Raw genomic sequence first — 26,718 nt, forward strand, 5'->3', positions numbered from 1 at the left:
CCGATCCGCTCGACGCGCCCGAGTGGGATGGCCTGCGATGGGCCTTGCCGCTTTTAAGCCGGATGGCGCAGAGACAATACAAGGACGGTCAGGCGCCTGCGCCGAAGAACCGGGTGAAATGCGCAATGACGGCGTTGGGCGCTTCCTCGGGAATGAAGTGACCGCAGGGCAGGGCTTCGCCCTCGACCCGCTCCGCCCAGCCTCGCCAGGGCTCGAGACCATCCTTGCCTTTCAGCGTGCCGCGTTCGCCCCAGAGCATCAAGAGCGGCATGTCGAGTTTTCGGCCGCGATCCTGCTCGTCAAGTTCGCGGTCGATCGTCCAGCCGGCACGATAATCTTCGGCCCAGGCATGAACGCTTCCGGGGTCGCTGGCGCAGGCGACATAATCGGCCATGTTCTCCTTTGGAAAGGCAAAACCCTGAGCCGACTGATGCGAGAGGATGTAGCGGATGAACCACTCCGGATCGGCGCCAACAAGCTTCTCCGCCAGCCCGTCCGGCTGTGCCAGCATTGACCAGTGCCAGGCGGAGACGGCCTCCCTGGCGCCCATCCGCGCCCACATATCGGCCGTCGGGATCACGTCGAGGCTCGCCAAGAGGGTAACTGCCTCGGGGTGGTCAAAGGCGAGGCGATAGGCGACGCGCGCGCCGCGATCGTGTGCGCCGACGGCAAAGCGCTCGAAGCCGAGTGCGCGCATGGTTGCGATCTGGTCGCGGGCCATGGCGCGCTTGGAATGGGTCTGATGATCGGCGCGGCCCTCGGGCTTGTCGCTTCGGCCATAGCCGCGCAGATCGGGCACGACGACCGTGAAGTGTCTGGCCAGATCAGGTGCGACGCGCGACCAGCACATGCGGGTCTGCGGCCAGCCATGCAGGAGGAGGAGTGGTGGGCCATCGCCGGCAACGAGCGCGTCGATCTCGACGCCGTCGCCCGGGAGGCGGCGGCGCTGGAAGCCTTCGATGATACCGGTGGACATGGTGTTCCTTCCTCGGTCGCGGGGAGAAGTTTGCGGGTGGGGTTTGATTCAAGCGCTAGCTAGGCTGCAAGCGGATGACGTCAAGTTACAAGGGGCGCCTCCCGGCACGCCGTTTCAGATATGCCCAGGCACCCGCCTGCCGACTTCTCCGCCAGCAGACCCCGATCTCCGTCATCAGCTGCACATCGGCCAGCGACGAGGCGGGCAACCATGCTCACGCGCCTTCGTCGGGAATGTTGAGAACTTCGCCGCAGGCCTTGCAGTGAACGGCATCGGCGTCATGGCGCTGCAGGCCGCAGCGGTGGCAGGGAAAGGTCACCTTGTGCGGCCGCACCACCGCCTGCGCCAGCCGGACGAAGAGCGAGATGCCGACGATCATGGTGACGACCGAGGTGAGCTTGCCGAGCGTGCCGGGCAGTGTGATGTCGCCGAAGCCCGTCGTGGTGACGGTTGCGACGGTGAAATAGAGCGCATCGACGAAACCTTCGCCGCCGTCCAGGTTATAGAAGAAGGATGTGTAGACGAAGCCGGTGACGAGGAAGAGGAAGACCACGAAATTGATGACCGCCCGGACAACATCGATCCGGTCGACACAGCCCATCCTGCGCAGCGCCACCCTCAGCAGCGGGCTGCGGCCGATCGCCCAGAGCCGCATAACCCGCAGGAAGGCGAAGTTGAAGAGCGCGAAGGGAAAGAGAAGCGTCGCCAGTACCACGAAATCGATCCAGGTCATCGGCCGCAGGATCCAGGTGCGCAGCGACGGAGCGGCAATGGCCCGCGCCGCCATCTCGGCGGCGATCCACAATGCAATCGCGTAATCGATGACGAGATAGGTGGGCGCGGCGCGGAAATAGGGGCCGAGCACGAAGAAGACGAGAATGGCGATATCGATGACGGTAAAGAGGAACTGCACGGCAAGCGCCTTCCGGCCTTCGCCCCGCTCTATCCGCTGAAGTGTGAGGCGCAGCCCCTTGCTGCGTGACGTTTCGCCGAAGATGCCCATGCCGGCGAGATAGCTCGCGGATCGCGTGTATCAATGGCTCGCCGGAGCCGATTTACCGCCTCGCGAAATTCTTCCGGATCGGTCAGTCCGCCCGCTGCTTGCCACGGGCCTTCTTCCTGACCTTGCGCAGCTCGTCCCTGTCGATGAAATGGTCGGTGACACCGGCTTCCTTGTCCGGATGGGAGATTTCCACGTCCAGTTCTTCCGGCAGGTCAAGCGCCTGCCTGGTATTCATGATGCCGAGCGGCACGCGGCCGTCCACGGTCCTGGCGGCGACTTCGACGAGCGGTTTTGTCTTGTGGGCCATGAAGCGCTCCTTTCTCTTGAAGCCCAACGCGGGGCGGACTCGCCTGTTCCATCGAGGCTGAGAATTGCGGGCAGGCATCATGGCGCCCCGTTTCGGAACAAACAGCATTTGCCGGCGTTCGATCCTTGCGAACACACTCATATCATGGAGGATTTTCACATGGGTCGCGGTATTCTTCTCTGGCTTCTCGGCATCCCCCTGCCGATCGTCATTCTTCTCGTTCTGTTCATGCGATAGGGGGCTTCCATGTCTCTTGCTGAAGGCAGATACCCTCTTGAAGGTGGGCAGACCGGTGTGATGCCGGTCGAATCCTCGGTCTCGGCCATCGCCTGGGGACCGATCATCGGTGGCGCTGTGGCGGCGACGGGCATCACGCTCATTCTGCTGCTGCTCGGCTCCGGCGTCGGCCTCACCATGGTGTCGCCTTGGGCGGGACAAAGCAGTTCGGCGGCCACCGTCGGCATTACCGCGGCGATCTGGCTGGTCGTCGTGCAGTGGCTTTCCTCAGCCCTCGGCGGTTATCTGACCGGGCGGCTCAGGACCAAATGGGCGGCGGTGCACACGGATGAAGTGTTCTTCCGCGATACGGCCCACGGTTTCCTCAGCTGGGCGCTTGCGACCGTCTTCGTCGCCGGCTTTCTGGCCTCGTCGCTGACCTCGCTTGCGGGGGCAGGGGCAAGTGCTGCCGGTCAGGCCGCCATGGCCGCCGGTGTCGCCGGAGGTGCCACCGCCGCTTCGGCCTCGGACACGGATTCGGCCGGTGCACCCACCTCCTATTTCACCGATGCGCTGCTGCGTCCGCAGAATATCGCCGACCGCGCCAACGCGGATAATGGTGCGGCCGCTGCCGAAATCTCCCGCATCCTCTTGCAGGGGGCGGCGAACGGCTCGGTGCCTGACGGCGACAAGACCTATATTGCCGGCATCGTCTCGGCCCGCACGGGCCTTCCGGAAGCCGATGCCCGCGCAAGGGTCGATACGGTGCTGAAGCAGATCGACGATGCCAAGGTTGCAGCACAGGCTGCTGCCGACAAGGCCCGCAAGGGTGCGGCAACCTCGGCTCTGATCGGCTCGCTGTCGTTGCTGGTCGGTGCCTTCATCGCCGCTGCGGCCGCTGCTTTCGGCGGGCGTCAGCGGGACGAGGAGGAGGATCTGATCGCGACCAGCCGCGGACCGCTGGTGTGATGGATGGGCGGTGCTCTCGAAGGAGAGGGTGCCGCGCTCTCGTCAGGTGCGTTGCGGCACACCTTTCCTCCCTCATTCCTGTGCCTGTCACAGGAATCCAGCCACCGCGCGTCTGCGCGGTGAATGATTCCCTACTTGCCGTAGGCGAAAAAGTCTTTCCTGCCCAAAGACTTGGGCAAGGCTGGATCCCTGTGACGGGCACAGGGATGAGGGGAGGTTGGGGCGGTCTCAGTGCCCCAAGCAAGCCCTGCGCATTGGCGGTGACTCTGCGCCGGGAAAGTGTTGCGGCAGACGTCCGCAAGTTCATCGTCTCTCGACTTCCATATTCCCCAGGCGAAACATTTGCGCGAAGAATGCCTTGTCGGGCAGGCGGCGAAGCAGGGCGGCAATCGCTGCGCATGCCGCTACGGCGAAAATGAGCCGGCCGGTCAGAACGCCGTGCAGATCCGCCCCGAGCGAGATCACCACGATCGTGTCCTCGATCACGCTATGCGCAAAGCCCATGAACACGCATGACAGAAAGATCTGGCGCGGCGATATCGCTCCCGATTGCGCCTCGCGGATCAGCAGGCCGGCGCCGTAGGAAATGCCCAGAAACAGGCCGATAGCCGTGAGATGTTCGGCCTCGCCCCTGATACCCGCGAGGCGCAGCACAGGCGAAAGCGCCTTCATCATCAGGCCCAGCAGCCCGGTCGCCTTGAGGATTTCAAGGCCCCAGGACAGGACGACGAGGATGAGAAGCATCCAGACCATGGTCTCGGCAAGCCCTCTCATATAGTCGGCCCAGTCGGGCGTTGCGCTTATCGGCAGCCAGACAGGATTGGCAGGGCCAGACAGCCAGCCTGTCGCCGTCAGAACATGGTGCAGCAGGAAGGCATAGAGCAGGCCGCCCGCGATGCGCAGCGTGGTCGTCGCGATCATGCCCGGACCCGCCTTCTGGATGATCTTCTGCTCGATCGGCAGACCATGCGCAAAGAGGATGAGCGCCGAGAAGACTGTCACGTCGGCGATGCTGAGCGAGGATGCGGGAACGAGGGTGAAAACGAGCGGAACGGCACCCCAGATCCCCACCAGCATGCCCGTCAGCCAGGCCACGCCCAGCTCCGGAGGCAGCCCGATCAGGTTCATGACGGGTGCAAAGGCGGGGGCGACCGCCTTGACCGCTCCCATCCTCGACAAGAGCTCGGCCGCAACCGCGATCGGAACCGTGATGCGGACAAGCACCCAGTAAATTGCGAGTGTTTCCCTGGTGTTGTGGCGGATGAGCGATAAGAACGACATTTGAGACCCCCTTGATGGTGCCTCAATCTGTTAGCCCCGTTCGCTTCGAATTTGCGGTCAAAGATTGCAGGTGTGTGCAATTTTATTGCAAAGGCGCGTTTGGCCGGTATGCTCGCCGGCATGGACCGTATCGACCGAAAACTTCTGAACCTGATGCAGCGCGACGCTTCGCGCACGAATATCGATATGGCCGAGGAGGTGGGCCTGTCTCCCTCCAGCTGCCTGCGCCGCGTACAGCGGCTCCACAAATCGGGTGTGATCGACCGCATCGTCGCAATCCTCAATCCCGCCAGGGCCGGACGTGGGATCAAGGCGCTGGTGACGGTGGAAATGAAGTTGCATGGCGAAGCGCATATGCGCCGCTTTCTGGATATCGCGGTCGCCGAAGAGGCCGTTTCGCAAGCCTATTCCGTCACCGGCGAAACCGATGTCGTTCTGATGCTGCGCCTGCGCGATATGGAAGAATTCGATGCTCTGTGCGACAGGCTTTTCCGCGACGAAAACAATGTCGCCCGCTTTTTCACCATGATCGTTATCCGCACGGCGAAAGAGGAGACTGCCATCAGGCTTTGATCGGCTCGCCGGGGCTGCCGGTCGCCGCTCTCAAAAGGATGTCACGGCTCTGAAGCCAAAAATCGCTGCATTCTGTATCCGCGAATTCGGCTTGTCGGGATCGGCTGCATTGCCGCCGGGTCGGATGACATATTGAAAGAATGGCTGGGCCGTAAACCATGGCGTGACGGCCGCCTGATAGGTGGCTTCGATCACGGCTTCGGAGCTCGGAACTGGCTGCGACGTCCCAGTGAAGGCATTTTCGGCCTTTACCTGATCCGACATGCCCGAGCTCATGCTGGCATAGGCAAAGCTCACGCCGGCTGTGTCATTGTCGCGGCCCGGCAAAAGCCCCTTATAGGCAAGGCCCAGATCGAAATACCAGTTCATGCTGTTGCGATCCTGCTGCGGCGCAACCGCGATACGGACAAATCCATTGAGGCCATTGTCGGTACTATCAGGCTCCTGCCAGAGCGTCTGATCGACAACGGCATAGACCGCAAAATTGCCCGAGAGCCGGCGCGGACTGCCGCTCGACAGGGGATCGGCGAGCGAAACGCCGTTCGATGCGGTGGACAAACTGTCGAACTGCTCCGAATTATACCAGGCGCCGATCTTGTAGGTGCCCGGCAAGCCGGGCTCGCCCTTTCCCGGCGTATAGGCATAAGCCGCCTCGGCAATCGCAAGCACGCCATCGCCAATCGGAAACCCCAGTCCATTGGCATTGCCATCGGGGTCCGAACCGGTCGGGCTGCCATTGAAGACGGCAGCCTGCAGCGTCCAGGCATCGTCAGGCTTGATGATGATCTGAGCGCCCGGAACGGCGAAGGGATAGGCCGGTCCTCCTCCGGGCAGATCCGCGGCAAAAATGCCGGGCCATCCGAATGTCGAGTTGACGAAAAGGCTGGCCGTATTGCTGATCGCGAAATTCTGATCCGCCAGGATTTGCCCGAGCTTCACCGTCACGGTGTTGTTCATGAGGCTCTGCGAGAGATAGAATTCGCCCAGCCTGAATCCGGGATCGGCCTCTACCGAGGTTGCTGTCAGAAGATTGCCGACATCCTTGCCGGACAGGCCCTGTCCCTGGATCGCATAACCGGAAATATGAATGGCGCCGCCGGTCCAGCCTGCCAACCGGCCCATGTCGAAATCGCCCTGCAATTGGAAAAGACCGTCATAGGCCGTTCCTCTTTTCACGCCGCCCGATACGTTGCCGAGCACATCGCTGGTCTGCGACATCGTGAACGTGACGCCCTGATCCCGCAGCCAATTGCGGTAGCCGTGCCAATCGCCTGTCAGTGTCGTATCGGCATAGGATGGCGGTGCCGTATCGTCCGCCCGTGCTCCCGCGCCGTAAACAGCAATCGCAAGTGCAAGGGCGGCGCCGGGCAGTTTTTTCATTCTCTTCCCTTTTTCGGAGGCTCTGATTTGGGAGGATGCAAAGGGGCTCACCTGTAGCGCCTTTGGCGCGAATCTGAGCTCGCTATCATTGGAACGAATTGCGCATCCGGGCAAGTTTTGCGCTCTTATGCAGCACATGCCATCAACCGCGCGCTCATTTACGAGCCAGATTGCCACTTGATGCTGCCGGAACGTTTCGCTCTCCGAGGTCCCAATAAAGCCCGGCCATCAATGCGAGTCCTTCACGCGCGATATTCATGGGCAGGTGCTCGTTCGGCGCATGCTGAGAGCACCCCGGATAGGAGTGCGGTATCCACACGGTCGGAAGCTGCAGCGTTTCAGAGAAGGCATCATTCGGCAGCGAGGCGCCGAGGTTCGGCAGTATTGCCGGCTTTTTTCCTGTTGTACGGCCGATCGAGTCCACTACCCAGTTGACCCAAGGATGCTCAGGATCGAGCCTCGTGGCACGAAAGACCTCATCGCTCGCCTGCGCTATTTGAACCTGGGAAAAACCGTGACGATCCAGGTGACGGCGAAGAGCCGGCAAGACATTTTCCACGTCAATACCGACGACGAACCGTAACTGACAGCGGGCCCAAGCTCTCGCAGGAATAGCCCCAACAGGCGTTCTCGGGTTTCCGGCCTCGAAGGCGAGGACAGCAAATGAACACCAGGCGAACAGCTTTTCCGCTGCCGTCAGCCCAGGCTCGCCCCAGTTCGGATCAATCTGCGGGCCTTCGGCATCGCTCTCGACCTCACAATCCGCAAGCACTCGACGAACATTGTCCGGGATACTCACCGGAAGCCATTCCGGAACAAGAATCTTGCCAGAGGGCTCAGTGATGCTGGCGATCGCGTGGGCAAGCTGGATTGCAGGATCGGAGAGAAGACCGCCCCAGTTGCCGGAATGATGGCCGCCCTTGCGCGCATCGATCCAGATGTCAAAGCTGATCGCTCCGCGAGATCCCAGAAAGACGGTCGGCCGCGCGGCGGAAAGTCGGGGACCATCCGAGGCGATCAGCACGTCGGCGCGGAATAATTCCTTATGGGCGTCAACCAGTGCATGCAGGCCAGGGGAAATTTTTTCCTCCCCCATCTCAATCAGATACTTGGCATTGAATCCGAGTTTCCCGCGCGTCTCCAATACAGCCCGGAGCGCGCCGATGTTGATGGTATGCTGACCTTTATTGTCGGCGACACCGCGACCGTACCACCTGCCGTCCCGCTCGATGAGTTGCCAGGGAGAAAGGCCGTCGGCCCATTCATTATCGAGCCCCCGTATGACGTCACCGTGGCCATAACCCAGCACCGTCGGCCGAAGGGCGTCCTCGTGGCGCTCGACGTAAAGGAAAGGCCAGCCGTTTTGGGAAAGCTTGCGACATTGAAAGCCAAGGGCTTCAAAGGCGGGTGTCATCTCACTATCGAGATACTGATCGAGAACCGGTGCACGATCAGGGTTCTGGCTCTCGGTCGGCATCGCGACACGTCGCGCCAGATCCTTCCGAAAATCGCCGGAAGCGAAGTAAGACTTTGCTCTGGCAATAGCGGCGTCTCGGCTCATACCTGCAACCTAACACGAGAGGGAATTGGCCGGAATGGTCAAAGCGGAATGCGGCAACGATCGCGTTGGGCCGTGAGCGGGTTTGGTGACATTTGCTACATGATGCCGAGGTTTCGTCGCACACCGCGGTTGTTCGCGGGGTGCGACAATGGTTCGTCATGATGGATGTGATCTTGCCGGTGCCGCATCCGGCAGCATGGCGTCACGGCTTGGCGAGATGCCAAACGCCTTCGGCCCCATCACCGTGGATATCTCCGGGCATGGCATCGAAGTGATAGGTGTATAGCGGCGAGCCGTTATAGGCCCACTGGGTTACCCCGGTCGGTCGCGTGACGACGCTCCAGGGACCGGATGCCTTGGCGCCGGCTGGTGCCACGAATGGAGGCCAGGCGAGGGCACACAGCAGTGTGCAGGCCGACTTGCCGGGCTGGTCCTTGTCGAAGGTGTAAAGCGATCTGCCGTCGGCGTCCGCAAACAGCTTTTGCTGTCCGCTGGTCACGACCGTGGCAGGGGACGGCGTCTTTGCCTCTGCAGCCGAGAGCGAGATCAGGGCGAGGCCAAGCGAGATTACCAGGCTTTTCGTGGTTCCAGACATTTTGGGGGCCTTTCTGCCGCAACCCTGTGCCACAGGAGGGGTTCCTGCCGGCCACAGGCGGCGTTTGGTTCAGGGGTTGGTGGGATCAGTTTGCGGGCAGCTAACCCTTGGCAGCGGGTGCCGGCGGCACCGGCAGAATGATTTCTGAAGCAACCTTCCAGTCCTTTCCGATATGAAGCCAGTCGATGATCATCAGGAACGGTTTGGGCGTCCCGTCCTGGCCGGCATAGGAGACGGTGATGTTCATCGGCGCGTAGGATTCCGCCACGTCAGGCGTCAAGCCGACGATCTTGAGCTTGGTGTAATCAGGCTCAAGCACGACCGGGCCGGATGTGCCGATGTCGTGCAGCTTCCGGTCGATCGCTTCGTTGCCCCAGAAACCTGCCCAGTTTCCCTCGGCGGGAACGGCGCTCTTGGCAACGAGGAGGGCTGAGGGAGATTGCCAGAACATCCCGTGAAGACCATCGAAGTCGTGCCGGTTGGCGAGTTCCATCAGCCTGGCGAACTCTGATTTGATCCTGTTCGTGGTCTGAGCGTTCAGTGGTTTCTCGTTGGCGGAAGCAGCAAGCGAGGGCGCGGCGGAAACGGCCAGGGCGAAGGCCGCGGCCCATAATGTCTTATGCATGTCATTGTTGCCTTTGCGGATTTGACGGCGGGGTCGTTAGGACGGACATGATCTTATGGGCTTGCTCGAACTGGTATTCACTGCGCACCCGGCGAGCGAGGCGGACGCGTGACGCGCACGGGCGGATCGTCAGCATAAGCGAGCGGCCTCATCGCCTGGCAGGGCGTGCTCCGTTCCATGACCACGTCTCCGTTGTCCAAGAGTGACTGTTTTCAGCCCCGTCAGGATCACCGGGTTAGCCGGGATTTGTAACTATACGAAGGTAGTGAACGCGGTAGATGAAGAGGTGAGTACAAAGTTCGGTGAGCCTGATGTGATCGCGCCGGCCTGCCGTCATGACAGACCGCTTGGCTCGGCCGCGGCGTGCGCGATCTGCGGGAGGATCTCGGGTACGGCGGCCCTTGCAAAAGTGAGCCGCTGCACACAGTTGATGGGTTCAATATCCCTACGGCATCGGCCCGAAAATCGGAATCGATTTTCGGGGGGCCTGATGCGTAGCCTCAAGGAAGTAGAGCGTCCCTAGTGCGTCCGAATGAACGCACGGCGCTCCAGGGAACGGAGAAGAATGCAGCGTATCAAGACCTGGCTGAACCAGTATGAGCCGATGACGCTCATCACCTTCGCCTGCATTGCCGGCGGCCTCTTCCTGCTGCAGCGGCTGACGAGCGAGGTGCTGGAGGGAGAGACGCTCGGCTTCGACCAGACGATCCTGCTCTGGCTGCGCCAGCCCGGCGATCTCAGCCGGCCGATCGGCCCGCAATGGCTTGTTCATGCGATGGGCGATATTACCAGCCTCGGCGGTGTCACCGTCCTGACGCTGCTGACATTGCTTGCGACCGCCTATCTGCTGCTCGACCGCAAGACTGTCATCGCCGTCTTCCTGTTCCTCTCGGTTCTCAGTGGCTGGCTGGCGAGCACGGGTCTCAAGATCATCATTGCCCGCGCAAGGCCTGACGTTGTTCCGCATCTCGTCGATGTCAACGATCTGAGCTTCCCGAGCGGCCATGCGATGGTCTCTGCCGTCACCTACCTCACGCTCGGGGCGCTTCTCGCCCGCACGCAGCGCTTCCGCGCCACGCGCATCTTCGTCATGGGGGCAGGCATCTTCCTCGCCGTCACCATCGGCCTCAGCCGCATCTATCTCGGCGTCCATTATCCGACCGATGTGGTGGCCGGCTGGGTCGCCGGCTCGCTCTGGGCGCTCGGCTGCTGGCTGATCTCGAAGCGCTTCATTGCGCGCACGGTTGATGAGGCTGAGAGCGAGCGGCAGTGATGGCGCTCGGTAGGTGATCCGCACCAGGACGGATGAGGGCGGCTCGGTCCGACGGGGGATGGCAAGGCAAGGCGCCAACCCCATCCTCCCTCATTCCTGTGCTTGTCACAGGAATCCAGCCGGCTTGCGTCCGCAAGCCGAAAAGGCTCTTGAAAAACAGTAGCGGAATACGCCATCCTTCAACCATGAAGGGTTATGTCTACATCCTCGCGTCAAAGAGAAACGGCACGCTTTACACCGGGGTGACGCGCGATATCGCGGGTCGTCTGTTCGAGCATCAGAACGAGCTGACGCCGGGATTTACTTCTCGCTACGGGGTGAAGACACTGGTCTGGTTCGAGGAACATGACCTGCTGACGACGGCGATTACCCGCGAAAAGACCATCAAGAAATGGCCGCGGCAGTGGAAACTGAACCTCATCGAGGAGAATAATCCCGAATGGGAGGATATTTCCTGGCACTTGATGGGATTGTGAGGTCGTTGCCGGTCTAGAGTCTCCCGCCGCGTGGACACGCGGCCGCTGGATTCCTGTGACAAGCACAGGAATGAGGGAGGTGGGGCACCGCGCAGTTCCAACGAGAGCTCCAGACGTCTCCAACGTCTTTTCATTTTTATCCTTGGTATTGGGCTGGAAAGAGGAGGGTGACGCCGAGGCCGGGATGCCGGTCGGCGAGCGTGATATCGGCGGCATGCAGATCGGCGATCGCCTTGACGAGGCTGAGGCCCAGGCCACTGCCTGTTGTCGTGCGACTCTTGTCGAGGCGGTACAGGCGGCGGAAGACGAGTTCGCGCTCCGCTTCGGGAATGCCGGGGCCGTCGTCGGAAACATCAGCCGAAAAGCCGTCATCGTCGGCCCGGAGCGCGAGCGTGATCCTGGTCATCGTCGGGCAATGGTTGATGGCATTTTCCACGAGATTGACGAAGAGCTGGGTCAGCAGTTCGCGGTCACCATTGACCATGCAGGGGGAGGCGGGCCTGGTGGTGAAGTCGAGAGACTGGCCGTTATCCTCGGCAACGCTGCTGTAGATTTCCGCAACCGAACCCATGATGTCGCTGATATCGACCGGCCGGAAGCGCGCCTTGCGAGCGCCGGCCTCGATCTGCGAGATGCGCAACAGCGCCTCGAACGTGGCGTTGATGCGGTCGCTTTCCTCGCGGGCGTCGATCAGCAGGGTCTGCACATCCTCGCCGCGCCCGCCCTGATCGATCGCCTGCTCGACGGTCATCTTCAGGCGGTTGAGCGGCGTCTTGAGATCATGGGCGATATCGGCGCTCACCTGCCGCATGCCTTCGACGAGGGCCGACAGCCGGTCGAGCGCCTGGTTCATATGGGTTGCGACGACATCGATGTCATCGCCATTGCCTTCGAGCGGAATGCGCCGCGCAAGATCGCCGCCCGAAACATCGCTCATCGCGCGCTCAATGCCGTCGAGCCGCCGCTGGGCGCGGGCGGCGAAAAAGGCGCCGCCGCCGCAGGCGAGGATGACGATGACGCCGGAGGCCCAGACGAAGCTCATCAGGGCGATACGTTCCAGATCGTCGGTGTCGGAATAGCTCTCGCCGACGATCAGCCGGTTGCCGCTGACAGTTCCCGCCTGGATGCGGATGCGGTCATCGCCTTTCACGCCGATATCGCCGGCCTGAACGGTCGACAGGCCGTCCTTCGCCGTAAACAGCGAAACATTGCCGGCAAGCCGCTCGCCCTTTTCGTTGACCAGCAGGAAGATGCTGTCTTCGGGGTTGTTGAGGCGGGCATAGGTTGCCACGCTGGCAACGAAGTCTTCCGCCTCCTCGGAGGAAGAGGCGGAGGCGACGACCGAATAGGTGTCGCGCACGGAATCGTCGAGTGCCTCCGCCAGGTCGCGTTTCAGGAGCTGATAGGTGATGATATCTGCCACCATGAAGGCCAGGATGAAGAGCAGCCCGAAAGCAAGCGCCAGCCGAAAGGGCGTGCTTCGCCATAATCTCCAATTTTTCTTCAGCATCGGATGACCCGAAAACCGCTATACACTTTTCGGTCCGATGCTCTAGCGCGGCGCATGCAGGCTGTATCCGGTATTGCGCACGGTATGAAGCAGCGGGATGTCGAAAGGCCTGTCGATCTTGGCGCGCAGGCGGCTGACATGGGTTTCGACGACGCTGGTCTTCGGGTCGAAATGGAAATCCCAGACGCGTTCCAGCAGCATGGTGCGGGTCAGCACCCGGCCTTCGCCACGCATCAGCACTTCGAGCAGGGTGAATTCGCGCGGCTGCAGCTCGATCGCCTGGCCCTGTCGCGTCACCTGCCGGCGCACCAGGTCGAGTTCGAGATCGGCCACACGCAGCAGCGTCTTCTGGTCCTGCACGGGTGGGCGGCGCGCGAGCGCATTGACGCGGGCGAGCAGCTCGGAAAAGGCGAAGGGCTTGGTGAGGTAGTCGTCGCCGCCGGCCTCCAGCCCTTCGACGCGGTCGTCGACGCCGCTGATCGAGGTGAGGAAAATCGCCGGCGTGCCGATCCTTGCGGCGCGCACCGCCTTGACCAGCGACAGTCCGTCGAGGCCGGGCACCATCCTGTCGACGACCAGCACGTCATATTGCTCACGTGTCGCCTGGAAAAGCGCGTTGTGCCCGTCGTCGATGACGTCGCAGACGTGGCCCGCCTCGATCATGCCGCGAGCGACAAAATCGGCCGTCTTTTTATCGTCCTCGACGACGAGAATGCGCATGGCCGGTCCAAACCCTTCACCTGATCGGAAGATTATTCTCACGCCGCACAATTCGCGCAAAATTGTGTCCCCCGCCTTATCGAATTCTTACGGATTCGTAAGTCGGCGGAACCAGCCCGATCCCGGCTCTTCCGGCAGGCTGGCCTTTCTTACGAAACCGTGTCCTGCCGGCAAGGGCTGTGTATGAGCCGTCGGCCGGAAGCTGAGACACGGTGGCGGAAAAACGCGAACGCAACAGCGCCGACCTAGCCATGAGGATGATGGACACGCCGGCTTTGCTGCTGGCATCCTCCCTGCCGCGGCGCGCTGCTTCCCGGCTGCCTGTCCGGACCGAAGCCCAAGAAAACCGAGTAGACGATGACGACGATCACAAGCATTACCTCGACAATGGCCTCCTCCTTCCTCGGCTCCTTCGTGGAAGTGGTGGAGGCCTTCACCATCATCCTTGCGGTCGGTGTCACGCAGAGCTGGCGGCCGGCCTTTATCGGCACGGGGCTGGCGCTTTTCGTGCTGGCGGTGCTGGTGCTGGTCTTCGGGCCCTTGCTCGGCCTTGTCCCGATCGACATCCTGCAATTTACCATCGGTACGCTTCTGATCCTGTTCGGCATGCGGTGGCTGAGAAAGGCGATCCTCAGGGCCGCGGGTTTCATTGCGCTGCATGACGAGGAGAAGGCCTTTGCCTCGGAAACGGATGCCCTTGCCCGCCAGTCCACTGAGCGGCGGGCCGATTTTCTGGCCGGCACGGCCGCCTTCAAGGCTGTGCTGCTCGAAGGCGTCGAAGTGGTGTTCATCGTGATCGCGACAGGTGCGCGGCCCGGCATGCTGCCCTATGCAAGTCTCGGAGCGCTGATTGCCTGCATCGCCGTGCTCGTCATCGGGCTTCTCGTCCACAAGCCGCTGTCGTCAGTACCGGAAAATACGCTGAAATTCATCGTCGGGCTGCTGCTGACGGCTTTCGGCATCTTCTGGATCGGCGAGGGCATCGGCACGCCGTGGCCGGGCGAAGACCTCTCGCTCATCGCAATCTTCGCCCTGCTCGCCGCCTTCTCCTTCATCGCAGTCCGGTGGCTGCGGCAATATCACGAGACACATGCGGAGCTCGCCCGATGAATATTCTCAGGATCGCCGTCAAGGAACTCATCGGCATGTTCATCGATGACGGGGCGCTGGCGCTGTTCAGCCTGCTGCTGGTGCTCGGGGTGGGGCTGGCGGTGCGCTCCGGCGCGATTGGCCCGACGGCAGGGGCGGTGTTGCTCGTGGCTGGGTGTCTTGCGATCCTTGCCGAAAGCGTGATGCGGGCGGCGCGGCGAAAGTTCCGGCAATAGCGACATGCCCGCTCCTGGAATTCAGCTAAAACCGGAGATGCTCGATAGTCCTCCAGGATGCAACTCATGGTGTGGCGCAACAGCAACAACCGTCCAGAGATGCGTTTGCGATTGCGTTTTCTAATGCACCTGAAAATTGTATTCTGCGTCCTTCGAACATATGATGTCTCCGAATGTCGATTTCCGCTGCCGCAGACGATCGGGTCCGGCGCGTGGCGCGTGGTGCGCGTCCGAATGACATAGCCGTAGACGCGTTTGTGATGTTCCCGTGACTTGGGTCCGGAGGCAGATGAACATGCGTGGATTTTGTCTCAGAGCAGGCTGTTTCCATGACGAACCTATCTTCAACGGACATCGTCCGCTGGTGGTCGGTCACGTGCTATCGAGATGGTCAGGGTACCTTGCCCTGCTTGTGGTCGCATCGCTCGGCATCTCCGCGCCGGCAGCGGCGCAGACGGCCCTTGGCACGACCAACGAGCCGGCGACGTGGATCGGTGGTACGGGGACAAATCAGTGGAGCAATCAAAACAACTGGACGACGGTGTCGGGCGGACATGCAGTTCCGCTCGTTATTGCGAATTTCACCGGCCTTGCCACGATAGGCAACAGGGTGGTCCGCGATCAAAACAGTCAGTCGATCGGCACGCTCAATTTCACAGCCCCGCTCTATGTGTTGAGCCTGGAGAACGGCACCATCTTGACCGTCAACGGCGCCGGCTTCGTCATCGACGTTCCGGCCAACAGGCCGATGGTCCAGGTCGGTAGCGTCGGCGGCGGGACGATCAAATTCATCAATGCCTCCACCGGAGATCTGGCGAAGTTCGTGATCGCCTCGAATGGCATTCTCGACATGTCGGGCCGCTCGACAACCGCCGGGATGACAGCGGGCGCGATCGACAATGCCGGCAGGATCATCATCGCCAACAGCAACGCCAATAGCGTGGGCAACGAACTGACCGTCTTCGGACCCTATAACGGCAGCGGGGGCGCCATCTACCTCAGAACGGATCTGGCGGGTGACGGCTCACCGTCCGACAGGCTGGCAATCGATGGCAGCACGACCACTATCGATGGCTCGGCCCAAGCCACCGGCACCACATTCCTGAACATTACCCCTGGCCCGAACAGTCCCGGTGCCTATACGGCGGCAGATGGCATCCTGGTAATCGATTCGACGAACGGCGGCACGACAGCGGATGGCGCCTTCACGCTCGCCGGCGAGGTGCGCGGCGGATTCATCGACTATCGTCTCTTCCGCGGCGGCCTTGGCGGCAGCAACCCGGATGACTGGTTCCTGCGTTCCGGCTTCAACGGAGGCAACGGCGGCGATAGCAACGGCAACGGCGACAGCGGGAATGGACCGATCACGCCCCCTGACGAATTGCCACCGGAGACGCTGCCGGAAGATCTGCCCTCAGTATTGCCGCCTGGCGTCTATCCAATCATCGGACCGGAGATTGCAACTTACGGCGTGGTACAGCCGACTTCCCGGCTGCTTGGGCTCGCCACGCTAGGCACCTTGCATGAACGCATCGGAGATACACTCGCGATCGGAGCTCCGGAGAACGAAGGCGCGAACCCGGTCAACTCCGGTTGGGCACGCGGTTTTGGCGAGCAGATAAACCAACATTACCGCGCCTTCGCCGATCCGCGCACCGACGGCTATCTAGGGGGCTTTCAGAGCGGTATCGATCTCTTGCGCGGCGAATGGCTGCCCGGTCATCGCGACGTTGCCGGCATCTACTTCGCCTATGCCAACGCCAACATCGATGTGACCGGTCTCGTCACCAACGAGGCGGTGACCAACTATGCACTGCGCAAAACCGGGCGCCTCGATCTCAATGGTTGGTCGGGCGGCGCCTATTGGACACATTATGGTCCGACCGGCTGGTATCTCGATGCGGTGGTGCAGGCAACTGCCTATGAGGGCTCGGCATCGACGACATCAGCCAGTCTCTCGACCAATGGTGCCGGCTTCGCCTCCTCGCTGGAAGCGGGCTATCCACTTCCCGTGCCGGCGCTCGGGCCACGCTTTGTCCTGGAGCCGCAGGCCCAGATCGTCTGGCAACATGTGTCATTTGACGACGACAATGACGGCCTGGGTGACGTCGCGCTCGGCTCGACATCGGGAGCGAGCGGACGGCTCGGTCTGCGCGGCCGCTGGACGATCATCAGCGATGGCGGGCAGCTTTGGCAACCTTATGTACGCGCCAACCTCTGGCACGATTGGGGTACACGAGCGACCACGACGTTCTCGAGCACCGATCGGGTTCCTTTGCTGAAGGAAGGAACGCGAGTGGATCTGAGCGCCGGGGTGACGACCACTATCAACACCTGGCTGAACTTTTATGCCCAGGCTGGGTATCAGTTCGCGGTCGGGGACACTGACGGCCACGAGCGCGATGGCGTTCGGGGAGATTTCGGCCTGCGCTATACGTGGTAAGGGCACGGCATCTCGCGGGAGCGAAGTGACGCTCGCAATTCCGAGCGTCACTCGCCGATATCGGTATCTTTATCCAGGTCGGAAACCGCATCGGCAGGGCAGCGTCAGTTTCCCGAAGGCGTCAGGCTCTCCACGTCTATGCCATGCGTGTCGAACCACCATTCCGGCGATTTGTCGGGGTGCTTGTGGCGAAGACGCTCGTATTTTTCGACTAGGCGGTCCTGCCGCTCGACCTCCTCATGGAAGAAGGGATGGTCGAGCATTCCGCCAACGGCATGCAGGCGCCGCAGGAGCTTGCGCAGAACGTAGCCTTGCTCCTTGCTGCCGGGACGGTAGCCGCTCTCCACGATCGTCATGATTGCGGTTTTGAGCGTCTCCAGGACAGTTTCGGGTGGAGTGCCGTTGACGACCATGTCCAGCCGCTCGGCGCCGAAGCCGACGTCAATGCAGTTTCCGAGCGGATTGACGATGTTGCCGATCTCGATCCCGTCCTTGTAGAACTCCGTGCAGTATCCGCTGATGCTGCCGTCGCTCCATATGCATTCGGGATCGGGAATGATGGGCACGCGGCCGCGATAGAGCGGCGTCCATTCCTTCAGCCTGTCGGGATGGATGGTGACATGGTCAGGCATGAGCCCGAGCAGCCCAAGGAAATCCAGCCAGTAATCGATCGCCTCGCCGACCGTCATCTGACGGAAGGAGAATAATCCGAGCATGGTGAAGTGCAGGAAATGCGTGCCGTCGCCGATCTCATCGAGGTCGCCCATGCGCAGGCAAGCCTGGCTGTTTGCGACGGTTCCCTTGTGGGACGGATCGGAGAAGAGAGGCTTGTACTGCTGCATACCGGCGCTGCAGAAGAGCGTGGTATCGTCGTGCGGCCGTACGGATTGAATGCATGCGTAGTCGATGCCTTTGGAAAGGCAGTAGTCACGATAGTCCTGGATCAGGCGTCCCGCGGTGTCATAGGCAACCTCCTTTTGGTTCAAATGCCTGCATCAAAGATAGAAAAAGCGCGCCGTGATTGCAAGAAGACCGCCTTGCCGGCTTTGCGCCGCCGGCGGTCGTGCGCGGCAACGAGCGAAGCTCTCGCGGTCAAGGCAGGGTGACGGCAAGCATCGGGAAAAAGGGTATTGGAGGGAGGGCGCTCCTACCGGCCTCTTTCGCGCGCCGCCGCGATGAGCAGCGGTGCCGCCGCCGTCACCAGCGAGCCGAAGGGCAGCCGCTGCAAGGCCTTGCCCACGAGGAAGGCCGCCGCCATGGCGCCTGACAGTTTCAGCCAGGGATAAGCGCCAAGCTGCGCATGGGCGCTCGCATCCGCCCAGCGAATATTTTCTTCCACCACGCTGCCCGCCTGATGGCGGATGATGTGCAGCCGGGCGCGCAGATGATTGATCTCCGCACGTACATCCTCGATCTGCCGTTCGAGCTCCTCGCGCGCGGCGGCGCGTTCGATATCGACGACGATCTCCTCTATCGGCGCATCCTCGGCGACCGCATGCAGGTAGTCTTCATAGGCCGTCTCACTCGCAAAACCCTCAGCCTTCGCGTGCTGATCGGCCTTTTCCTGTTCGGAGGTTTTTTCACGTTCGGGGGCTGGCGTGGGCTCGTTCGCGTCTCTGAGCTCTTCCATGCCTTCGATGGCGTCCTTGCCTGTCGTGCTCGCCATTGCGGTCTCCTCATTCGCTGACGGAGTTCAAACGTTCGAGGCGGAAAAAGGATGCATGGGCGGCGGGGATTGATTGCCGGCGCGGTACGCCGACAGGACGGGTTGATCCCTGACGGATTGAACTCAGCTGCTTGGCTAGGATTGAACGAGGATCACCAGGGTCTCGGGCAATACGCCGTCATATTCCATCGCATCGGCCGCTTGCCTGGTCTTCATGAATTCCGCCAGGCGGCCCATGTCGGCGACGTCCATGACGAGGCCAACCTTGTTGGACGATTGCGGATCGACGAAGGTGCGAATGTTCGTGCAGCCGATCGGTTCGAAAATTTCCTTACGACGGGGCGAGGCGAGCCAGTGTTTGACGTCCTTGACGTCATGATGAGCCAGGATGGTCGGCATTGCGTCCTCCTCTTGCTGCTCTGGACATCAGAGCCGGAGAGAACTTTACGCCTCGGGTAATCGCATAGATATCACCCGCATGGGTGGGCGCATCTAGTTTTACGGGGACAGGATGATCACCGTTCCGATCGAACTCGACGTGACGAATATCGAGCCAAACGGGGAACGAGTGCGCTCGAACGAAACGGAACTCGATTTTTCCCTCTGCATGCTCGACCTGATGAACGACTTTCCGGTGCTACTAAAAGCGAAGTGAGGCTGCCGGGTGTCCTTTCCGAAACCGGTGCTGGCGGGATTGAAACGCTCGAGATGGTGAAGAGGATGCTTGGGCGGGTGAAGGGTGTGGCGGCGGTGGACTCGAACCAAGCGCTTCGATCTTGGTGGGCAAGACACCCACAACACCCAAAGGCAGCTCTCTTACCCAAGCCCATCACAAGCCGCACTCAGCGCCGCGTACCGCGCATCCGGCGCCAGCGTGGCGATCCGCAGCCGTTCCCGCGCATGAAGCGGCAGATGATCGATCAGCCAGTCCATCAGCATGTCGGCATCGTCGGAGGCGGCGAGCTTGCGCGCCTCATATTCCGAGAGACCGCCGAGCTGCCGCCCAAGCGCGCCGCCGTCCCTGAGATCGCCGACAATCCTTGCCCGCAGCGCCGAGACCTCCACTTTACCGGTGAGTTCCGGCAGCGGCGCAATGCGCACGGCGGCGAGCGCCTCCGGCGGCACAGGCCTCAGTTGGCGGCGGAGGATGCCGGTCGTGCCAAGCTTTTCAAAACGGCCATTGGCGAACATGCCGGAAACCTCCGCAATCTGCACCGCCTGCCTGGCGCGGAAGGAAAAGCGCATCGCCTTGCCGGGGCTGCCGCCGCTGCCATGGCATTCGGCAATCACGGCGGGAGCGCCGGGGACGAGCTCGGCGGCCACGACAAAGGGCGTATCGAAGATCGCAAATCTGTCGCCATCGGCAGGCACAGCCGCCTCGATCGGCGCTTCGCCCTGGCTTGAGAAATTCCCGCCTGATCGCGTCACATTGGCCGAGGCGAAGGCCGGGTAGGGACGGGAGAAATCGACCGGCTCCGGCGGTTTCGGGTTATGGACGTAGATTTTGTCGGTTGCGACCGCCTCCATCAGGCAGACGAGATCGGGCGGGCGTCTTGCCGGCTTGATCGGCTCGCCGGATGCGGGCTGAAATTGCACAACATAATCGGGCAGCTTGTCGGCGCCGTTATCGCTTGAACCCTTGTCGGCCGTACCATCCTCCCTCGCGCTTGGCTCGGCGCTCCACTCAAGCGCGGTCACGGTGACGGCATAGTCTCCATTCGCGATGTCGATCCAATATTCCTCAGCATCTGTTGTCTGCGTCATCTGCTCCTTGCCCGGCAGGGTATCGGTATTGTCGAGAAACACCCGTCCATGCCGCACGCTATAGGGAAAGGTCCAGCTCGGCCCGGCATAGGACTGTTCCCGCTCGGTCATCGCGCCATCGGTGAGGCGCAGGGCAAAACTGCCGTCGCTGCGCGTCGACCAGACAATCAGCCGGCCCGCGGCACTTTCGAGCGGGTAGACGAAGGGCTCGGAATACCAGGCGATCGGCCAGTCACTGGCATGGGCGAGATCATCGGGGTGGAAGAGCACGATATGGGCAACATCGGTCGAAACCATCAGAGCCTTCGAAAATCCCGTCATGAAATATCGTCCCCTGAGAATGTGATGAATGAAACCACGGCGGCATATGGCCTGCAAGGGCGAGGATATAGGCTGATGGCGTCCATTTTGATGAAGGTCTTTTGGGGGAGGAGGTTCGCCTGCGCTCACCCCTTTTCATGAGGGGCTGTGCCGAGCGCATACTTGCCCAATTGGATGCTGAAGAGCCCTTTTACTTTAGCATCGTTGTACCACGAGCGCTCACTTCGGCCATGCAGCCCGGCGGATGCTGGCGAAATCTCCGACGTGGAGGCACGGATGGTTTTGCATCCTTGGCAGCTAAAGTGCTAAGAGCGGCCCATGACCCTATCAACAGAGCTAGACTGTCAGGCCTGCGGCGCGTGCTGTTCCTATTCACACGAATGGCCGAGATTCTCCACCGAGAGCGATGCCGACCTCGATTTGCTGCCGGCTCAGTTCGTCTCGGCGGATCAATCAGGCATGCGCTGTGATGGAGAGCGTTGCTCTGCGCTCTCAGGCACCATCGGTAAGCAAGTATCATGCGTGATCTACGGCCTCAGGCCGGACGTCTGCCGCACATGCCTTCCCGGAGACGACGCCTGTTCGACGGCGCGCAAGGCCTTCGGGCTGGCGTAGCCGTTTTTGGCGGAGCTTGTTCTTGAAGGGAACCTGACCTCGTCATGGTGATCGCCGAGGCATCGGTATCAGAACATCGCTTCCTTCCGATGCCGCACGGCGAGGATCGTTACCGTGTTCGCATTAAGGCGGTAGCGAACCATATATCCGGTGTCTGCGAAATCAATGAGCCATTCGCGGTATTGCTCGGGCAGATCCTTGATCAGGCGGCCCATATGCGGATGCAGGCCGAGGGTTCTGACACCTGCGAGGATCGTTTCCCCCGCTCGCCTGGCTGCCAACGGGTTTTTCGGTGTCGGGAGATCCCGCAGCTGTTGAAGATCGCGGATCGCTGCCGGCGAGAGCATTCGATCTGGCGGAGGGCCGGACAGATTTGAAGCTGATGGCGCCGTGCTTGAGCTTCGGCGCCATCTGCCACTCAATTAGCCCGCCACTCAATCCAGAAGATCGGCCGGCACCTTGCCGCCGTTTTCCGACAGTTTCTTCATGAGCGCCTTGTGGAGGAAGATATTCATCTTCGCGCTGTCGTTCGTATCGCCGGTGTAGCCGAGCTCGGCTGCCAGTTCCTTGCGTTCGGCAAGGCTCGCATCCATTCCGAGCGCCTTCATGAGGTCGACGATCGAATGGCGCCAATCGAGCTTCTGGCCGGATTTCTTGACGGCTGCGTTCAGGATCTGCTCGATATCGGCATTGCTTGCCTGGCCGGGGCTTGATTGTGCCGGCGGCGGCGCGCCGGTCGCGGGTTCGGTCACCGGCGCGGACTTGGTAGCAGGCTGAGTGGCAGGAGAAGCTGCAGGCGCACTGGAGGCCTGCGGCGCGGCGGATGCGGGCTCTGGCACGGGTGCTGCCTGCGCTTTGCCGAAAATCGCGTTCTTGATGCGGTCGAAGACGCCCACGGGGAAACCCTCCTCTTGTGGTTGCGATGGGGATGACCGGGAGAGAAGTAGGGTGGCGGCGCGATCCGCAAAGGTGGCGGACGGGAATCATGGTTCGTGAGATGCGGCTTTTAGGTATTAAACGTATGTGCTCGGCACACCCCCGGCAGTCCGGCAGGACAGAGGGGGGTGTGCCGAGCATACGGCGTAATATTGCGCTCCCACCCGATCACGAAAACTCGTTCGCCCGCGGCCCGGCAAGTGTCACGCGCCAGGTCGATTTCTTCAGGAAATCCTGCGTTGCCAGAAATGTATAGGGCGTGGCTCTCCAGGGTTTGACCGCGTTGTTGAGATTGTCGAGCACGTAGTCGCCGTCGTCCATGCGGGCGATCAGCACGACGTGGTTCTCGTCATGCGGGCCGATCACCACCGAGAGCGCCAGGCGGTTTGCCGGAAATCCGGCGTCGATCAGGTCCTTCATCTTCTGCAGGGCGTAATCCTCGCAGTCGCCCCGGCCGCCGATGGGCAGGGTCCAGACATCGCCGTTTCCGGAAGAGGAGCGGTCCTCCGTCGAGCGGACGGCGAGGTTCACGGCGCGGGTGACCTTGCGCAGAAGCGGCATGCCCGCCTGCTCAACCGATGCCCGGATGCCGCCCTGAGCGGACGTCTGATGGCAAAGCCAGCGATAGCTGGCGCAGGCAGATGCAAATCCCACCGGCGCGCCGATATTCCTGCCAACCGGCAGAGGCTGTCCGGCAAATGCTTGAAATTGCGTAGGAAAAAACACGAGGGAAACAAAACAAAAAAGCCATCGCATGAATCACCTCTTTATTGTGCGCGGCGAAGGTAACATAGTTTATACTAAAACTTTAATAAAATTTATTACTTGTGTAATTAACTATAGATTAAGACGTTGTGCCATTGTCCACAGTTTATTCTTGGATTTAACAATTCTCTAATATAAGAATTCTCCCAGTTAACGGTTTGTTAACTTTGGGAGAAAAAAGATGATCAGCAAAGCAGCGAAGTATAGCGTCGCCGTTGCTTACCTTTTGGCAAGCAGCAGCCTCACGATGGCCGCGCCGGCAGTTGTCAACTGCGCCAAGGCAGCGCCGGGTACGATTGAGGCCAGGCTGTGCCTGCCAACGAAATCCATCCGCACCGACAATGACAGCCGCACGGTCAATGACGACAGCAGCGGCAATCGCTTCGGCAACCGCTCCGGCGGCAACTCCGACTCTGGCAAACAGGCGTCGAACCAGACCTCTTCCGGCGATCAGAACAACGGCGGCGATGACGGCGACGGCAACACCGGTGGCTCCGGCCCTGGCGATGGCGATGGCGACGGCGATCACGGCGGTCATCACGGCGGCAAGGACCACGATCACCACGGCGGCAAGGACCGTGACCACCACGGCGGCAAGGATCGTGACCACCACGGCGGTAAGGATCGTGATCACCACGGCGGCAAGGACCACGACCACGATGGTGGCAAGGACCGCGACCATGATGGTGGCAAGGACCGCGACCACGATGGTGGCAAGGACCGCAATGACAAGGGCGGCAACGACCGCAACGACAAGGGTGGCTCTGACAAGGGTGGTTCCGACAAGGGCGGCTCCGACAAGGGCGGCTCCGACAAGGGTGGCTCCGACAAGGGTGGCTCCGACAAGGGTGGCTCCGACAAGGGTGGCTCCGACAAGGGCGGCTCCGACAAGGGCGGGTCTGACAAGGGCGGCTCTGACAAGGGCGGCTCTGACAAGGGCGGCTCTGACAAGGGCGGTTCGGACAAGGGCGGTTCGGACAAGGGCGGCTCGGACAAGGGCGGCTCGGACAAGGGCGGCTCGGACAAGGGCGGCTCCGACAGGGGTGGCTCTGACAAGGGTGGTTCCGACAAGGGTGGCTCTGACAGGGGCGGTTCCGACAAGGGCGGCTCGGACAAGGGCGGTTCCGACAGGGGCGGCTCTGACAAGGGTGGCTCGGACAAGGGTGGTTCCGACAAGGGCGGCTCTGACAAGGGCGGTTCCGACAAGGGCGGTTCCGATAAGGGCGGCTCCGACGAGGGCGGTCATGGCGAGGGCGGTCATGACGGCCAGGGCAATGGCGAACACAATCCCGGCTAATCCGGCATCTTGAACCGGGGGAAGGGCTTCAGGGACGAAGCCCTTCTTTCAACGGCAGTATCGGAGATGCGGCTCGGTGACGGTGTCTTCTTGCCACTATCTGCCGGGCGCATTCCCTTTCCTTCCTCATTCCTGTGCCCGCGTGCTGGCGCAAAGGAAGTCACAGGAATCCAGGCGTCGCCTCTGCGCAGTGATGGTTCAGATGTACCGCGTAGATGTCATTGCGCCCAAAAGGGGCGGCGCGAATCTCTGTGAGATAACCCGGGCTGGGCCGGGAACACAGAGGTGAGGGAGGAGAGGGGTGTTTGTGAGGGGGCCGGTATCCGGGGAGGGGATGCCGGCTTTGGGGGGGCAGAAAGGGGGTGCCGTGAGGTGCCCCCTTTTTGTTGTGCGGAGCGCCCTAAGGGGTATGCTGTAAGCGATGTGCCGATCCCACTTGACTGGGAAAAGCCGGGATTGGTATCGACTACCACTCCCGACCCGCTGGAAGAGGCCGCGCGACATGGGCGAGACTAGTGCGTGAGCCAGCCGCTTTTCGGGCCTTAAGCCGCTGAGCGCAAGAGGGTCACTCCACCTTCTCGATGTCCCCTGGGACCCAGCTCTTGTCGATGGCCGCTTCGGTCGGGCCGTAGAGCCTGAGGATGGCGAAGTACCCCTTGCCCGGCACGGTCGCGAGCCAATTGCCGGCCTTGCCCTCGGGTGCTTTGGAGGCGAGGTAAAGCTCCGTGCTCCCATCCGCGTTCTGCGCCGGCCTGTCCTTTGAACCCAACGATGGGAAAGGCTGCCCATTGGCGAGACCCGAAGCATTTTCAGCCTCGTAGAGCGTCACCGACCAGAAGTTGGCGGCGGGAATGTTGGCGGGCAGGTTCATGCGGTAGTTACTCCCACCGGACAGCGGCGTGCCTTCGCTATCGGTGAAGGCTATCATGTACTTCGCGCCCTTGCCCGGGGTTTGGGACATCATCCCCGGGCTGATCGAGTAGTAGTCGGTGAACATCCAGATTCGGGCATCGAGGGCCAGATATGGATACGCTCCGGCGACATTCTCCCAGTCCGGATTCTTCGACCCACCCGGATTCGCGGGAGTCCCGTCGGAGAAAGGATTGAGCCAGCGGCGGTCTGGATAGACGAGCAACGAGAGACCACTTACCTTGTCGGCAAAGCCAATGACACGGCTCATTTTGTAGCCGGTCTTCGCGGCGCGATCGAGGATCTCGCGTGTGTGCGCATCAGGATTGAACGGCTGGCCCTTGACGATGCCGATGGCCGCCAGCATGCCGAACCAATCGGGACCGGCGAGATTGTCACCCTCCCTGTCCACCAGCAGCTTGAGTTGATCGAAGGCGCTGCCGTCGCTGATCGGCAGCATGTTGACCGGGACGCCGGAGCCATCGGGGAATTCCATCGGCTTGGCGCCAGCCTCGCCGTTAAGCGGATAGATCTTTGTCTTCTCCAGGTGCGCGACAGCGGGTGTCAGATTCTTCGGGTCCTTGTAGAACCCACGCAGGAAGATAAAGACGCTGTTGGTGCCTGACCGGTAAACATAATAACCGTCCGGCACCGCTCCGGTGTAGCCGGGTGGCAACAGGAGGAACTTGCCCCCCTTGCCGCCATCCGGTCCAAACAGACCGACGTCACCAAAGAACTTGCCGCCATCCACCGGGATGGGGCGCTGCCAGTAATCCAGCAGGATGCCTTGCAACTCAGACGGCGCTTCCATCACCAGCGGACCATCCTTGCCCAGGTCAACGTAGCTCATGGCGTAGAGGACGTCGGAGTTGGGGGTAGTCACCAGGGTCTTGGCGTCGAGCCGCTTTTTCCAGATCGGCAGGACGTTGTAGCCGGCGCCGAATGTTTTTTCCGACCCGACCTGCATCCCGAGGGTGTTGATCAACGGCAGCGCCCAGAGATAGGTCTGCGTCGCCCGTTGGAAGAGCAGTTCGTCGCGCAAGGTCTGCGCTGTCTCTTTTGTGGGCCGGCCTTCCGCGAACGGGAGGTTGGCCAACTTATCGAAAGAGGTCTCCTGAGCAAAAGCCTGCGTAGCGAGGCCGTTCATCGCCAAACCGCCAGCCAGCGCGGCGACGAGAAGGTTGAGTGGGCGAATGGTTGTCACTGTCATGA

At 61.5% G+C, this 26,718-nt stretch carries 28 protein-coding genes; 9 read left to right on the forward strand and 19 right to left on the reverse strand.

Annotated elements, in window-relative coordinates; genetic code table 11:
- Window positions 1-88: 88 nt before the first annotated feature.
- The 3 genes from ACR9ZQ_RS12365 to ACR9ZQ_RS12375 all read right to left on the reverse strand — a co-directional run bounded on the left by ACR9ZQ_RS12365 (window position 89) and on the right by ACR9ZQ_RS12375 (window position 2,286).
- Window positions 89-976, reverse strand: a complete 888-nt coding sequence (locus ACR9ZQ_RS12365; RefSeq protein WP_481427923.1) for an alpha/beta fold hydrolase — start codon at window positions 974-976, stop codon at window positions 89-91.
- A 214-nt stretch (window positions 977-1,190) separates the two neighbouring features.
- A complete protein-coding gene (locus ACR9ZQ_RS12370) occupies window positions 1,191-1,979 on the reverse strand; it encodes a potassium channel family protein (protein ID WP_481427924.1) in 789 nt (262 codons plus the stop codon).
- Between the two features lie 82 nt (window positions 1,980-2,061).
- A complete protein-coding gene (locus ACR9ZQ_RS12375) occupies window positions 2,062-2,286 on the reverse strand; it encodes a hypothetical protein (protein ID WP_113325323.1) in 225 nt (74 codons plus the stop codon).
- A gap of 246 nt (window positions 2,287-2,532) precedes the next feature.
- Between ACR9ZQ_RS12375 and ACR9ZQ_RS12380 the strand changes: the two genes are divergently transcribed.
- Complete coding sequence (locus ACR9ZQ_RS12380; RefSeq protein ID WP_481427925.1) at window positions 2,533-3,471, forward strand: hypothetical protein; 939 nt, start codon at window positions 2,533-2,535, stop codon at window positions 3,469-3,471.
- Window positions 3,472-3,774: 303 nt separating this feature from the next.
- On the opposite strand, the gene ACR9ZQ_RS12385 is transcribed toward ACR9ZQ_RS12380, so the two are convergent.
- Complete coding sequence (locus tag ACR9ZQ_RS12385; RefSeq protein WP_481427926.1) at window positions 3,775-4,752, reverse strand: nucleoside recognition domain-containing protein; 978 nt, start codon at window positions 4,750-4,752, stop codon at window positions 3,775-3,777.
- Window positions 4,753-4,872: 120 nt separating this feature from the next.
- On the opposite strand from ACR9ZQ_RS12385, the gene ACR9ZQ_RS12390 reads away from it, so the two are divergent.
- Window positions 4,873-5,325: an Lrp/AsnC family transcriptional regulator gene (locus ACR9ZQ_RS12390; protein WP_113325324.1), complete on the forward strand. Its 453-nt coding sequence runs from the start codon at window positions 4,873-4,875 to the stop codon at window positions 5,323-5,325.
- Between the two features lie 30 nt (window positions 5,326-5,355).
- Here the strand turns inward: ACR9ZQ_RS12390 and ACR9ZQ_RS12395 are convergent, their stop codons facing one another.
- From ACR9ZQ_RS12395 to ACR9ZQ_RS12410, 4 genes are all read right to left on the reverse strand, one after another.
- A complete protein-coding gene (locus ACR9ZQ_RS12395) occupies window positions 5,356-6,705 on the reverse strand; it encodes a carbohydrate porin (protein WP_481427927.1) in 1,350 nt (449 codons plus the stop codon).
- Between the two features lie 154 nt (window positions 6,706-6,859).
- Window positions 6,860-8,266 carry a M20 family metallopeptidase gene (locus ACR9ZQ_RS12400; protein WP_481427928.1) on the reverse strand — a complete coding sequence of 469 codons (1,407 nt, stop codon included), beginning with the start codon at window positions 8,264-8,266 and terminating at the stop codon, window positions 6,860-6,862.
- Window positions 8,267-8,468: 202 nt separating this feature from the next.
- Complete coding sequence (locus ACR9ZQ_RS12405) at window positions 8,469-8,861, reverse strand: COG4315 family predicted lipoprotein (protein WP_481427929.1); 393 nt, start codon at window positions 8,859-8,861, stop codon at window positions 8,469-8,471.
- Between the two features lie 100 nt (window positions 8,862-8,961).
- Window positions 8,962-9,486 (reverse strand): hypothetical protein, encoded by a 525-nt coding sequence (locus ACR9ZQ_RS12410; protein WP_310386334.1) that lies wholly within the window; start codon window positions 9,484-9,486, stop codon window positions 8,962-8,964.
- 565 nt (window positions 9,487-10,051) lie between these two features.
- On the opposite strand from ACR9ZQ_RS12410, the gene ACR9ZQ_RS12415 reads away from it, so the two are divergent.
- Window positions 10,052-10,759 (forward strand): phosphatase PAP2 family protein, encoded by a 708-nt coding sequence (locus ACR9ZQ_RS12415; protein ID WP_310386332.1) that lies wholly within the window; start codon window positions 10,052-10,054, stop codon window positions 10,757-10,759.
- Between the two features lie 185 nt (window positions 10,760-10,944).
- Window positions 10,945-11,235 (forward strand): GIY-YIG nuclease family protein, encoded by a 291-nt coding sequence (locus tag ACR9ZQ_RS12420; protein ID WP_220336329.1) that lies wholly within the window; start codon window positions 10,945-10,947, stop codon window positions 11,233-11,235.
- Window positions 11,236-11,371: 136 nt separating this feature from the next.
- Here the strand turns inward: ACR9ZQ_RS12420 and ACR9ZQ_RS12425 are convergent, their stop codons facing one another.
- Both ACR9ZQ_RS12425 and ACR9ZQ_RS12430 read right to left on the reverse strand, forming a co-directional pair.
- Window positions 11,372-12,745 (reverse strand): HAMP domain-containing sensor histidine kinase, encoded by a 1,374-nt coding sequence (locus tag ACR9ZQ_RS12425; protein ID WP_481427930.1) that lies wholly within the window; start codon window positions 12,743-12,745, stop codon window positions 11,372-11,374.
- Window positions 12,746-12,787: 42 nt separating this feature from the next.
- Window positions 12,788-13,465 carry a winged helix-turn-helix domain-containing protein gene (locus tag ACR9ZQ_RS12430; protein ID WP_481427931.1) on the reverse strand — a complete coding sequence of 226 codons (678 nt, stop codon included), beginning with the start codon at window positions 13,463-13,465 and terminating at the stop codon, window positions 12,788-12,790.
- A 357-nt stretch (window positions 13,466-13,822) separates the two neighbouring features.
- Between ACR9ZQ_RS12430 and ACR9ZQ_RS12435 the strand changes: the two genes are divergently transcribed.
- From ACR9ZQ_RS12435 to ACR9ZQ_RS12445, 3 genes are all read left to right on the forward strand, one after another.
- Entirely contained in the window at window positions 13,823-14,575 is a 753-nt protein-coding gene (locus ACR9ZQ_RS12435; protein WP_481427932.1) for a COG4280 domain-containing protein, read from the forward strand.
- The gene (locus ACR9ZQ_RS12440; protein WP_481427933.1) at window positions 14,572-14,790 is read left to right on the forward strand and encodes a hypothetical protein; all 219 of its coding nucleotides are present in this window, start codon (window positions 14,572-14,574) and stop codon (window positions 14,788-14,790) included. Before ACR9ZQ_RS12435 ends, ACR9ZQ_RS12440 begins: the two co-directional genes overlap by 4 nt.
- Before the next feature lie 295 nt (window positions 14,791-15,085).
- Window positions 15,086-17,233 (forward strand): autotransporter outer membrane beta-barrel domain-containing protein, encoded by a 2,148-nt coding sequence (locus ACR9ZQ_RS12445; RefSeq protein ID WP_113325052.1) that lies wholly within the window; start codon window positions 15,086-15,088, stop codon window positions 17,231-17,233.
- Window positions 17,234-17,337: 104 nt separating this feature from the next.
- Here the strand turns inward: ACR9ZQ_RS12445 and ACR9ZQ_RS12450 are convergent, their stop codons facing one another.
- The 3 genes from ACR9ZQ_RS12450 to ACR9ZQ_RS12460 all read right to left on the reverse strand — a co-directional run bounded on the left by ACR9ZQ_RS12450 (window position 17,338) and on the right by ACR9ZQ_RS12460 (window position 19,298).
- On the reverse strand, window positions 17,338-18,219 hold the full coding sequence (locus tag ACR9ZQ_RS12450; protein ID WP_481427934.1) for an alanine--tRNA ligase-related protein: 882 nt from the start codon (window positions 18,217-18,219) through the stop codon (window positions 17,338-17,340).
- Window positions 18,220-18,380: 161 nt separating this feature from the next.
- A complete protein-coding gene (locus tag ACR9ZQ_RS12455; RefSeq protein WP_481427935.1) occupies window positions 18,381-18,899 on the reverse strand; it encodes a hypothetical protein in 519 nt (172 codons plus the stop codon).
- Between the two features lie 135 nt (window positions 18,900-19,034).
- Entirely contained in the window at window positions 19,035-19,298 is a 264-nt protein-coding gene (locus tag ACR9ZQ_RS12460; protein WP_113325044.1) for a hypothetical protein, read from the reverse strand.
- A 112-nt stretch (window positions 19,299-19,410) separates the two neighbouring features.
- On the opposite strand from ACR9ZQ_RS12460, the gene ACR9ZQ_RS12465 reads away from it, so the two are divergent.
- The gene (locus ACR9ZQ_RS12465) at window positions 19,411-19,554 is read left to right on the forward strand and encodes a hypothetical protein (RefSeq protein WP_481427936.1); all 144 of its coding nucleotides are present in this window, start codon (window positions 19,411-19,413) and stop codon (window positions 19,552-19,554) included.
- A gap of 161 nt (window positions 19,555-19,715) precedes the next feature.
- On the opposite strand, the gene ACR9ZQ_RS12470 is transcribed toward ACR9ZQ_RS12465, so the two are convergent.
- Window positions 19,716-20,984 carry a hypothetical protein gene (locus ACR9ZQ_RS12470; protein WP_481427937.1) on the reverse strand — a complete coding sequence of 423 codons (1,269 nt, stop codon included), beginning with the start codon at window positions 20,982-20,984 and terminating at the stop codon, window positions 19,716-19,718.
- A 318-nt stretch (window positions 20,985-21,302) separates the two neighbouring features.
- On the opposite strand from ACR9ZQ_RS12470, the gene ACR9ZQ_RS12475 reads away from it, so the two are divergent.
- Window positions 21,303-21,599: a YkgJ family cysteine cluster protein gene (locus ACR9ZQ_RS12475; RefSeq protein WP_310386310.1), complete on the forward strand. Its 297-nt coding sequence runs from the start codon at window positions 21,303-21,305 to the stop codon at window positions 21,597-21,599.
- 68 nt (window positions 21,600-21,667) lie between these two features.
- On the opposite strand, the gene ACR9ZQ_RS12480 is transcribed toward ACR9ZQ_RS12475, so the two are convergent.
- From ACR9ZQ_RS12480 to ACR9ZQ_RS12500, 5 genes are all read right to left on the reverse strand, one after another.
- Window positions 21,668-21,946 carry a type II toxin-antitoxin system RelE/ParE family toxin gene (locus tag ACR9ZQ_RS12480; RefSeq protein ID WP_481427938.1) on the reverse strand — a complete coding sequence of 93 codons (279 nt, stop codon included), beginning with the start codon at window positions 21,944-21,946 and terminating at the stop codon, window positions 21,668-21,670.
- 87 nt (window positions 21,947-22,033) lie between these two features.
- Entirely contained in the window at window positions 22,034-22,495 is a 462-nt protein-coding gene (locus ACR9ZQ_RS12485; RefSeq protein WP_310386306.1) for a DUF3597 domain-containing protein, read from the reverse strand.
- A 208-nt stretch (window positions 22,496-22,703) separates the two neighbouring features.
- A complete protein-coding gene (locus tag ACR9ZQ_RS12490; RefSeq protein ID WP_481427939.1) occupies window positions 22,704-23,291 on the reverse strand; it encodes a transglutaminase-like cysteine peptidase in 588 nt (195 codons plus the stop codon).
- A 127-nt stretch (window positions 23,292-23,418) separates the two neighbouring features.
- Window positions 23,419-24,561 carry a pentapeptide repeat-containing protein gene (locus tag ACR9ZQ_RS12495; protein ID WP_481429304.1) on the reverse strand — a complete coding sequence of 381 codons (1,143 nt, stop codon included), beginning with the start codon at window positions 24,559-24,561 and terminating at the stop codon, window positions 23,419-23,421.
- A gap of 601 nt (window positions 24,562-25,162) precedes the next feature.
- The gene (locus ACR9ZQ_RS12500; protein WP_481427940.1) at window positions 25,163-26,716 is read right to left on the reverse strand and encodes a DUF1254 domain-containing protein; all 1,554 of its coding nucleotides are present in this window, start codon (window positions 26,714-26,716) and stop codon (window positions 25,163-25,165) included.
- Window positions 26,717-26,718: the final 2 nt, after the last annotated feature.

It is taken from the genome of Rhizobium sp. KNZ14-9A, assembly GCF_056755015.1.

Excerpts from the sequence above, each read along its gene's own strand:
- ACR9ZQ_RS12365 (WP_481427923.1), bottom strand. The coding sequence starts at position 976 with ATGTCCACCGGTATCATCGAAGGCTTCCAGCGCCGCCGCCTCCCGGGC.
- ACR9ZQ_RS12370 (WP_481427924.1), bottom strand. The coding sequence starts at position 1,979 with ATGGGCATCTTCGGCGAAACGTCACGCAGCAAGGGGCTGCGCCTCACA.
- ACR9ZQ_RS12375 (WP_113325323.1), bottom strand. The coding sequence starts at position 2,286 with ATGGCCCACAAGACAAAACCGCTCGTCGAAGTCGCCGCCAGGACCGTG.
- ACR9ZQ_RS12380 (WP_481427925.1), top strand. The coding sequence starts at position 2,533 with ATGTCTCTTGCTGAAGGCAGATACCCTCTTGAAGGTGGGCAGACCGGT.
- ACR9ZQ_RS12385 (WP_481427926.1), bottom strand. The coding sequence starts at position 4,752 with ATGTCGTTCTTATCGCTCATCCGCCACAACACCAGGGAAACACTCGCA.
- ACR9ZQ_RS12390 (WP_113325324.1), top strand. The coding sequence starts at position 4,873 with ATGGACCGTATCGACCGAAAACTTCTGAACCTGATGCAGCGCGACGCT.
- ACR9ZQ_RS12395 (WP_481427927.1), bottom strand. The coding sequence starts at position 6,705 with ATGAAAAAACTGCCCGGCGCCGCCCTTGCACTTGCGATTGCTGTTTAC.
- ACR9ZQ_RS12400 (WP_481427928.1), bottom strand. The coding sequence starts at position 8,266 with ATGAGCCGAGACGCCGCTATTGCCAGAGCAAAGTCTTACTTCGCTTCC.
- ACR9ZQ_RS12405 (WP_481427929.1), bottom strand. The coding sequence starts at position 8,861 with ATGTCTGGAACCACGAAAAGCCTGGTAATCTCGCTTGGCCTCGCCCTG.
- ACR9ZQ_RS12410 (WP_310386334.1), bottom strand. The coding sequence starts at position 9,486 with ATGCATAAGACATTATGGGCCGCGGCCTTCGCCCTGGCCGTTTCCGCC.
- ACR9ZQ_RS12415 (WP_310386332.1), top strand. The coding sequence starts at position 10,052 with ATGCAGCGTATCAAGACCTGGCTGAACCAGTATGAGCCGATGACGCTC.
- ACR9ZQ_RS12420 (WP_220336329.1), top strand. The coding sequence starts at position 10,945 with ATGAAGGGTTATGTCTACATCCTCGCGTCAAAGAGAAACGGCACGCTT.
- ACR9ZQ_RS12425 (WP_481427930.1), bottom strand. The coding sequence starts at position 12,745 with ATGCTGAAGAAAAATTGGAGATTATGGCGAAGCACGCCCTTTCGGCTG.
- ACR9ZQ_RS12430 (WP_481427931.1), bottom strand. The coding sequence starts at position 13,465 with ATGCGCATTCTCGTCGTCGAGGACGATAAAAAGACGGCCGATTTTGTC.
- ACR9ZQ_RS12435 (WP_481427932.1), top strand. The coding sequence starts at position 13,823 with ATGACGACGATCACAAGCATTACCTCGACAATGGCCTCCTCCTTCCTC.
- ACR9ZQ_RS12440 (WP_481427933.1), top strand. The coding sequence starts at position 14,572 with ATGAATATTCTCAGGATCGCCGTCAAGGAACTCATCGGCATGTTCATC.
- ACR9ZQ_RS12445 (WP_113325052.1), top strand. The coding sequence starts at position 15,086 with ATGCGTGGATTTTGTCTCAGAGCAGGCTGTTTCCATGACGAACCTATC.
- ACR9ZQ_RS12455 (WP_481427935.1), bottom strand. The coding sequence starts at position 18,899 with ATGGCGAGCACGACAGGCAAGGACGCCATCGAAGGCATGGAAGAGCTC.
- ACR9ZQ_RS12460 (WP_113325044.1), bottom strand. The coding sequence starts at position 19,298 with ATGCCGACCATCCTGGCTCATCATGACGTCAAGGACGTCAAACACTGG.
- ACR9ZQ_RS12465 (WP_481427936.1), top strand. The coding sequence starts at position 19,411 with ATGATCACCGTTCCGATCGAACTCGACGTGACGAATATCGAGCCAAAC.
- ACR9ZQ_RS12470 (WP_481427937.1), bottom strand. The coding sequence starts at position 20,984 with ATGACGGGATTTTCGAAGGCTCTGATGGTTTCGACCGATGTTGCCCAT.
- ACR9ZQ_RS12475 (WP_310386310.1), top strand. The coding sequence starts at position 21,303 with ATGACCCTATCAACAGAGCTAGACTGTCAGGCCTGCGGCGCGTGCTGT.
- ACR9ZQ_RS12480 (WP_481427938.1), bottom strand. The coding sequence starts at position 21,946 with ATGCTCTCGCCGGCAGCGATCCGCGATCTTCAACAGCTGCGGGATCTC.
- ACR9ZQ_RS12490 (WP_481427939.1), bottom strand. The coding sequence starts at position 23,291 with ATGCGATGGCTTTTTTGTTTTGTTTCCCTCGTGTTTTTTCCTACGCAA.
- ACR9ZQ_RS12495 (WP_481429304.1), bottom strand. The coding sequence starts at position 24,561 with ATGACCGCCCTCGCCATGACCGCCCTCGTCGGAGCCGCCCTTATCGGA.
- ACR9ZQ_RS12500 (WP_481427940.1), bottom strand. The coding sequence starts at position 26,716 with ATGACAGTGACAACCATTCGCCCACTCAACCTTCTCGTCGCCGCGCTG.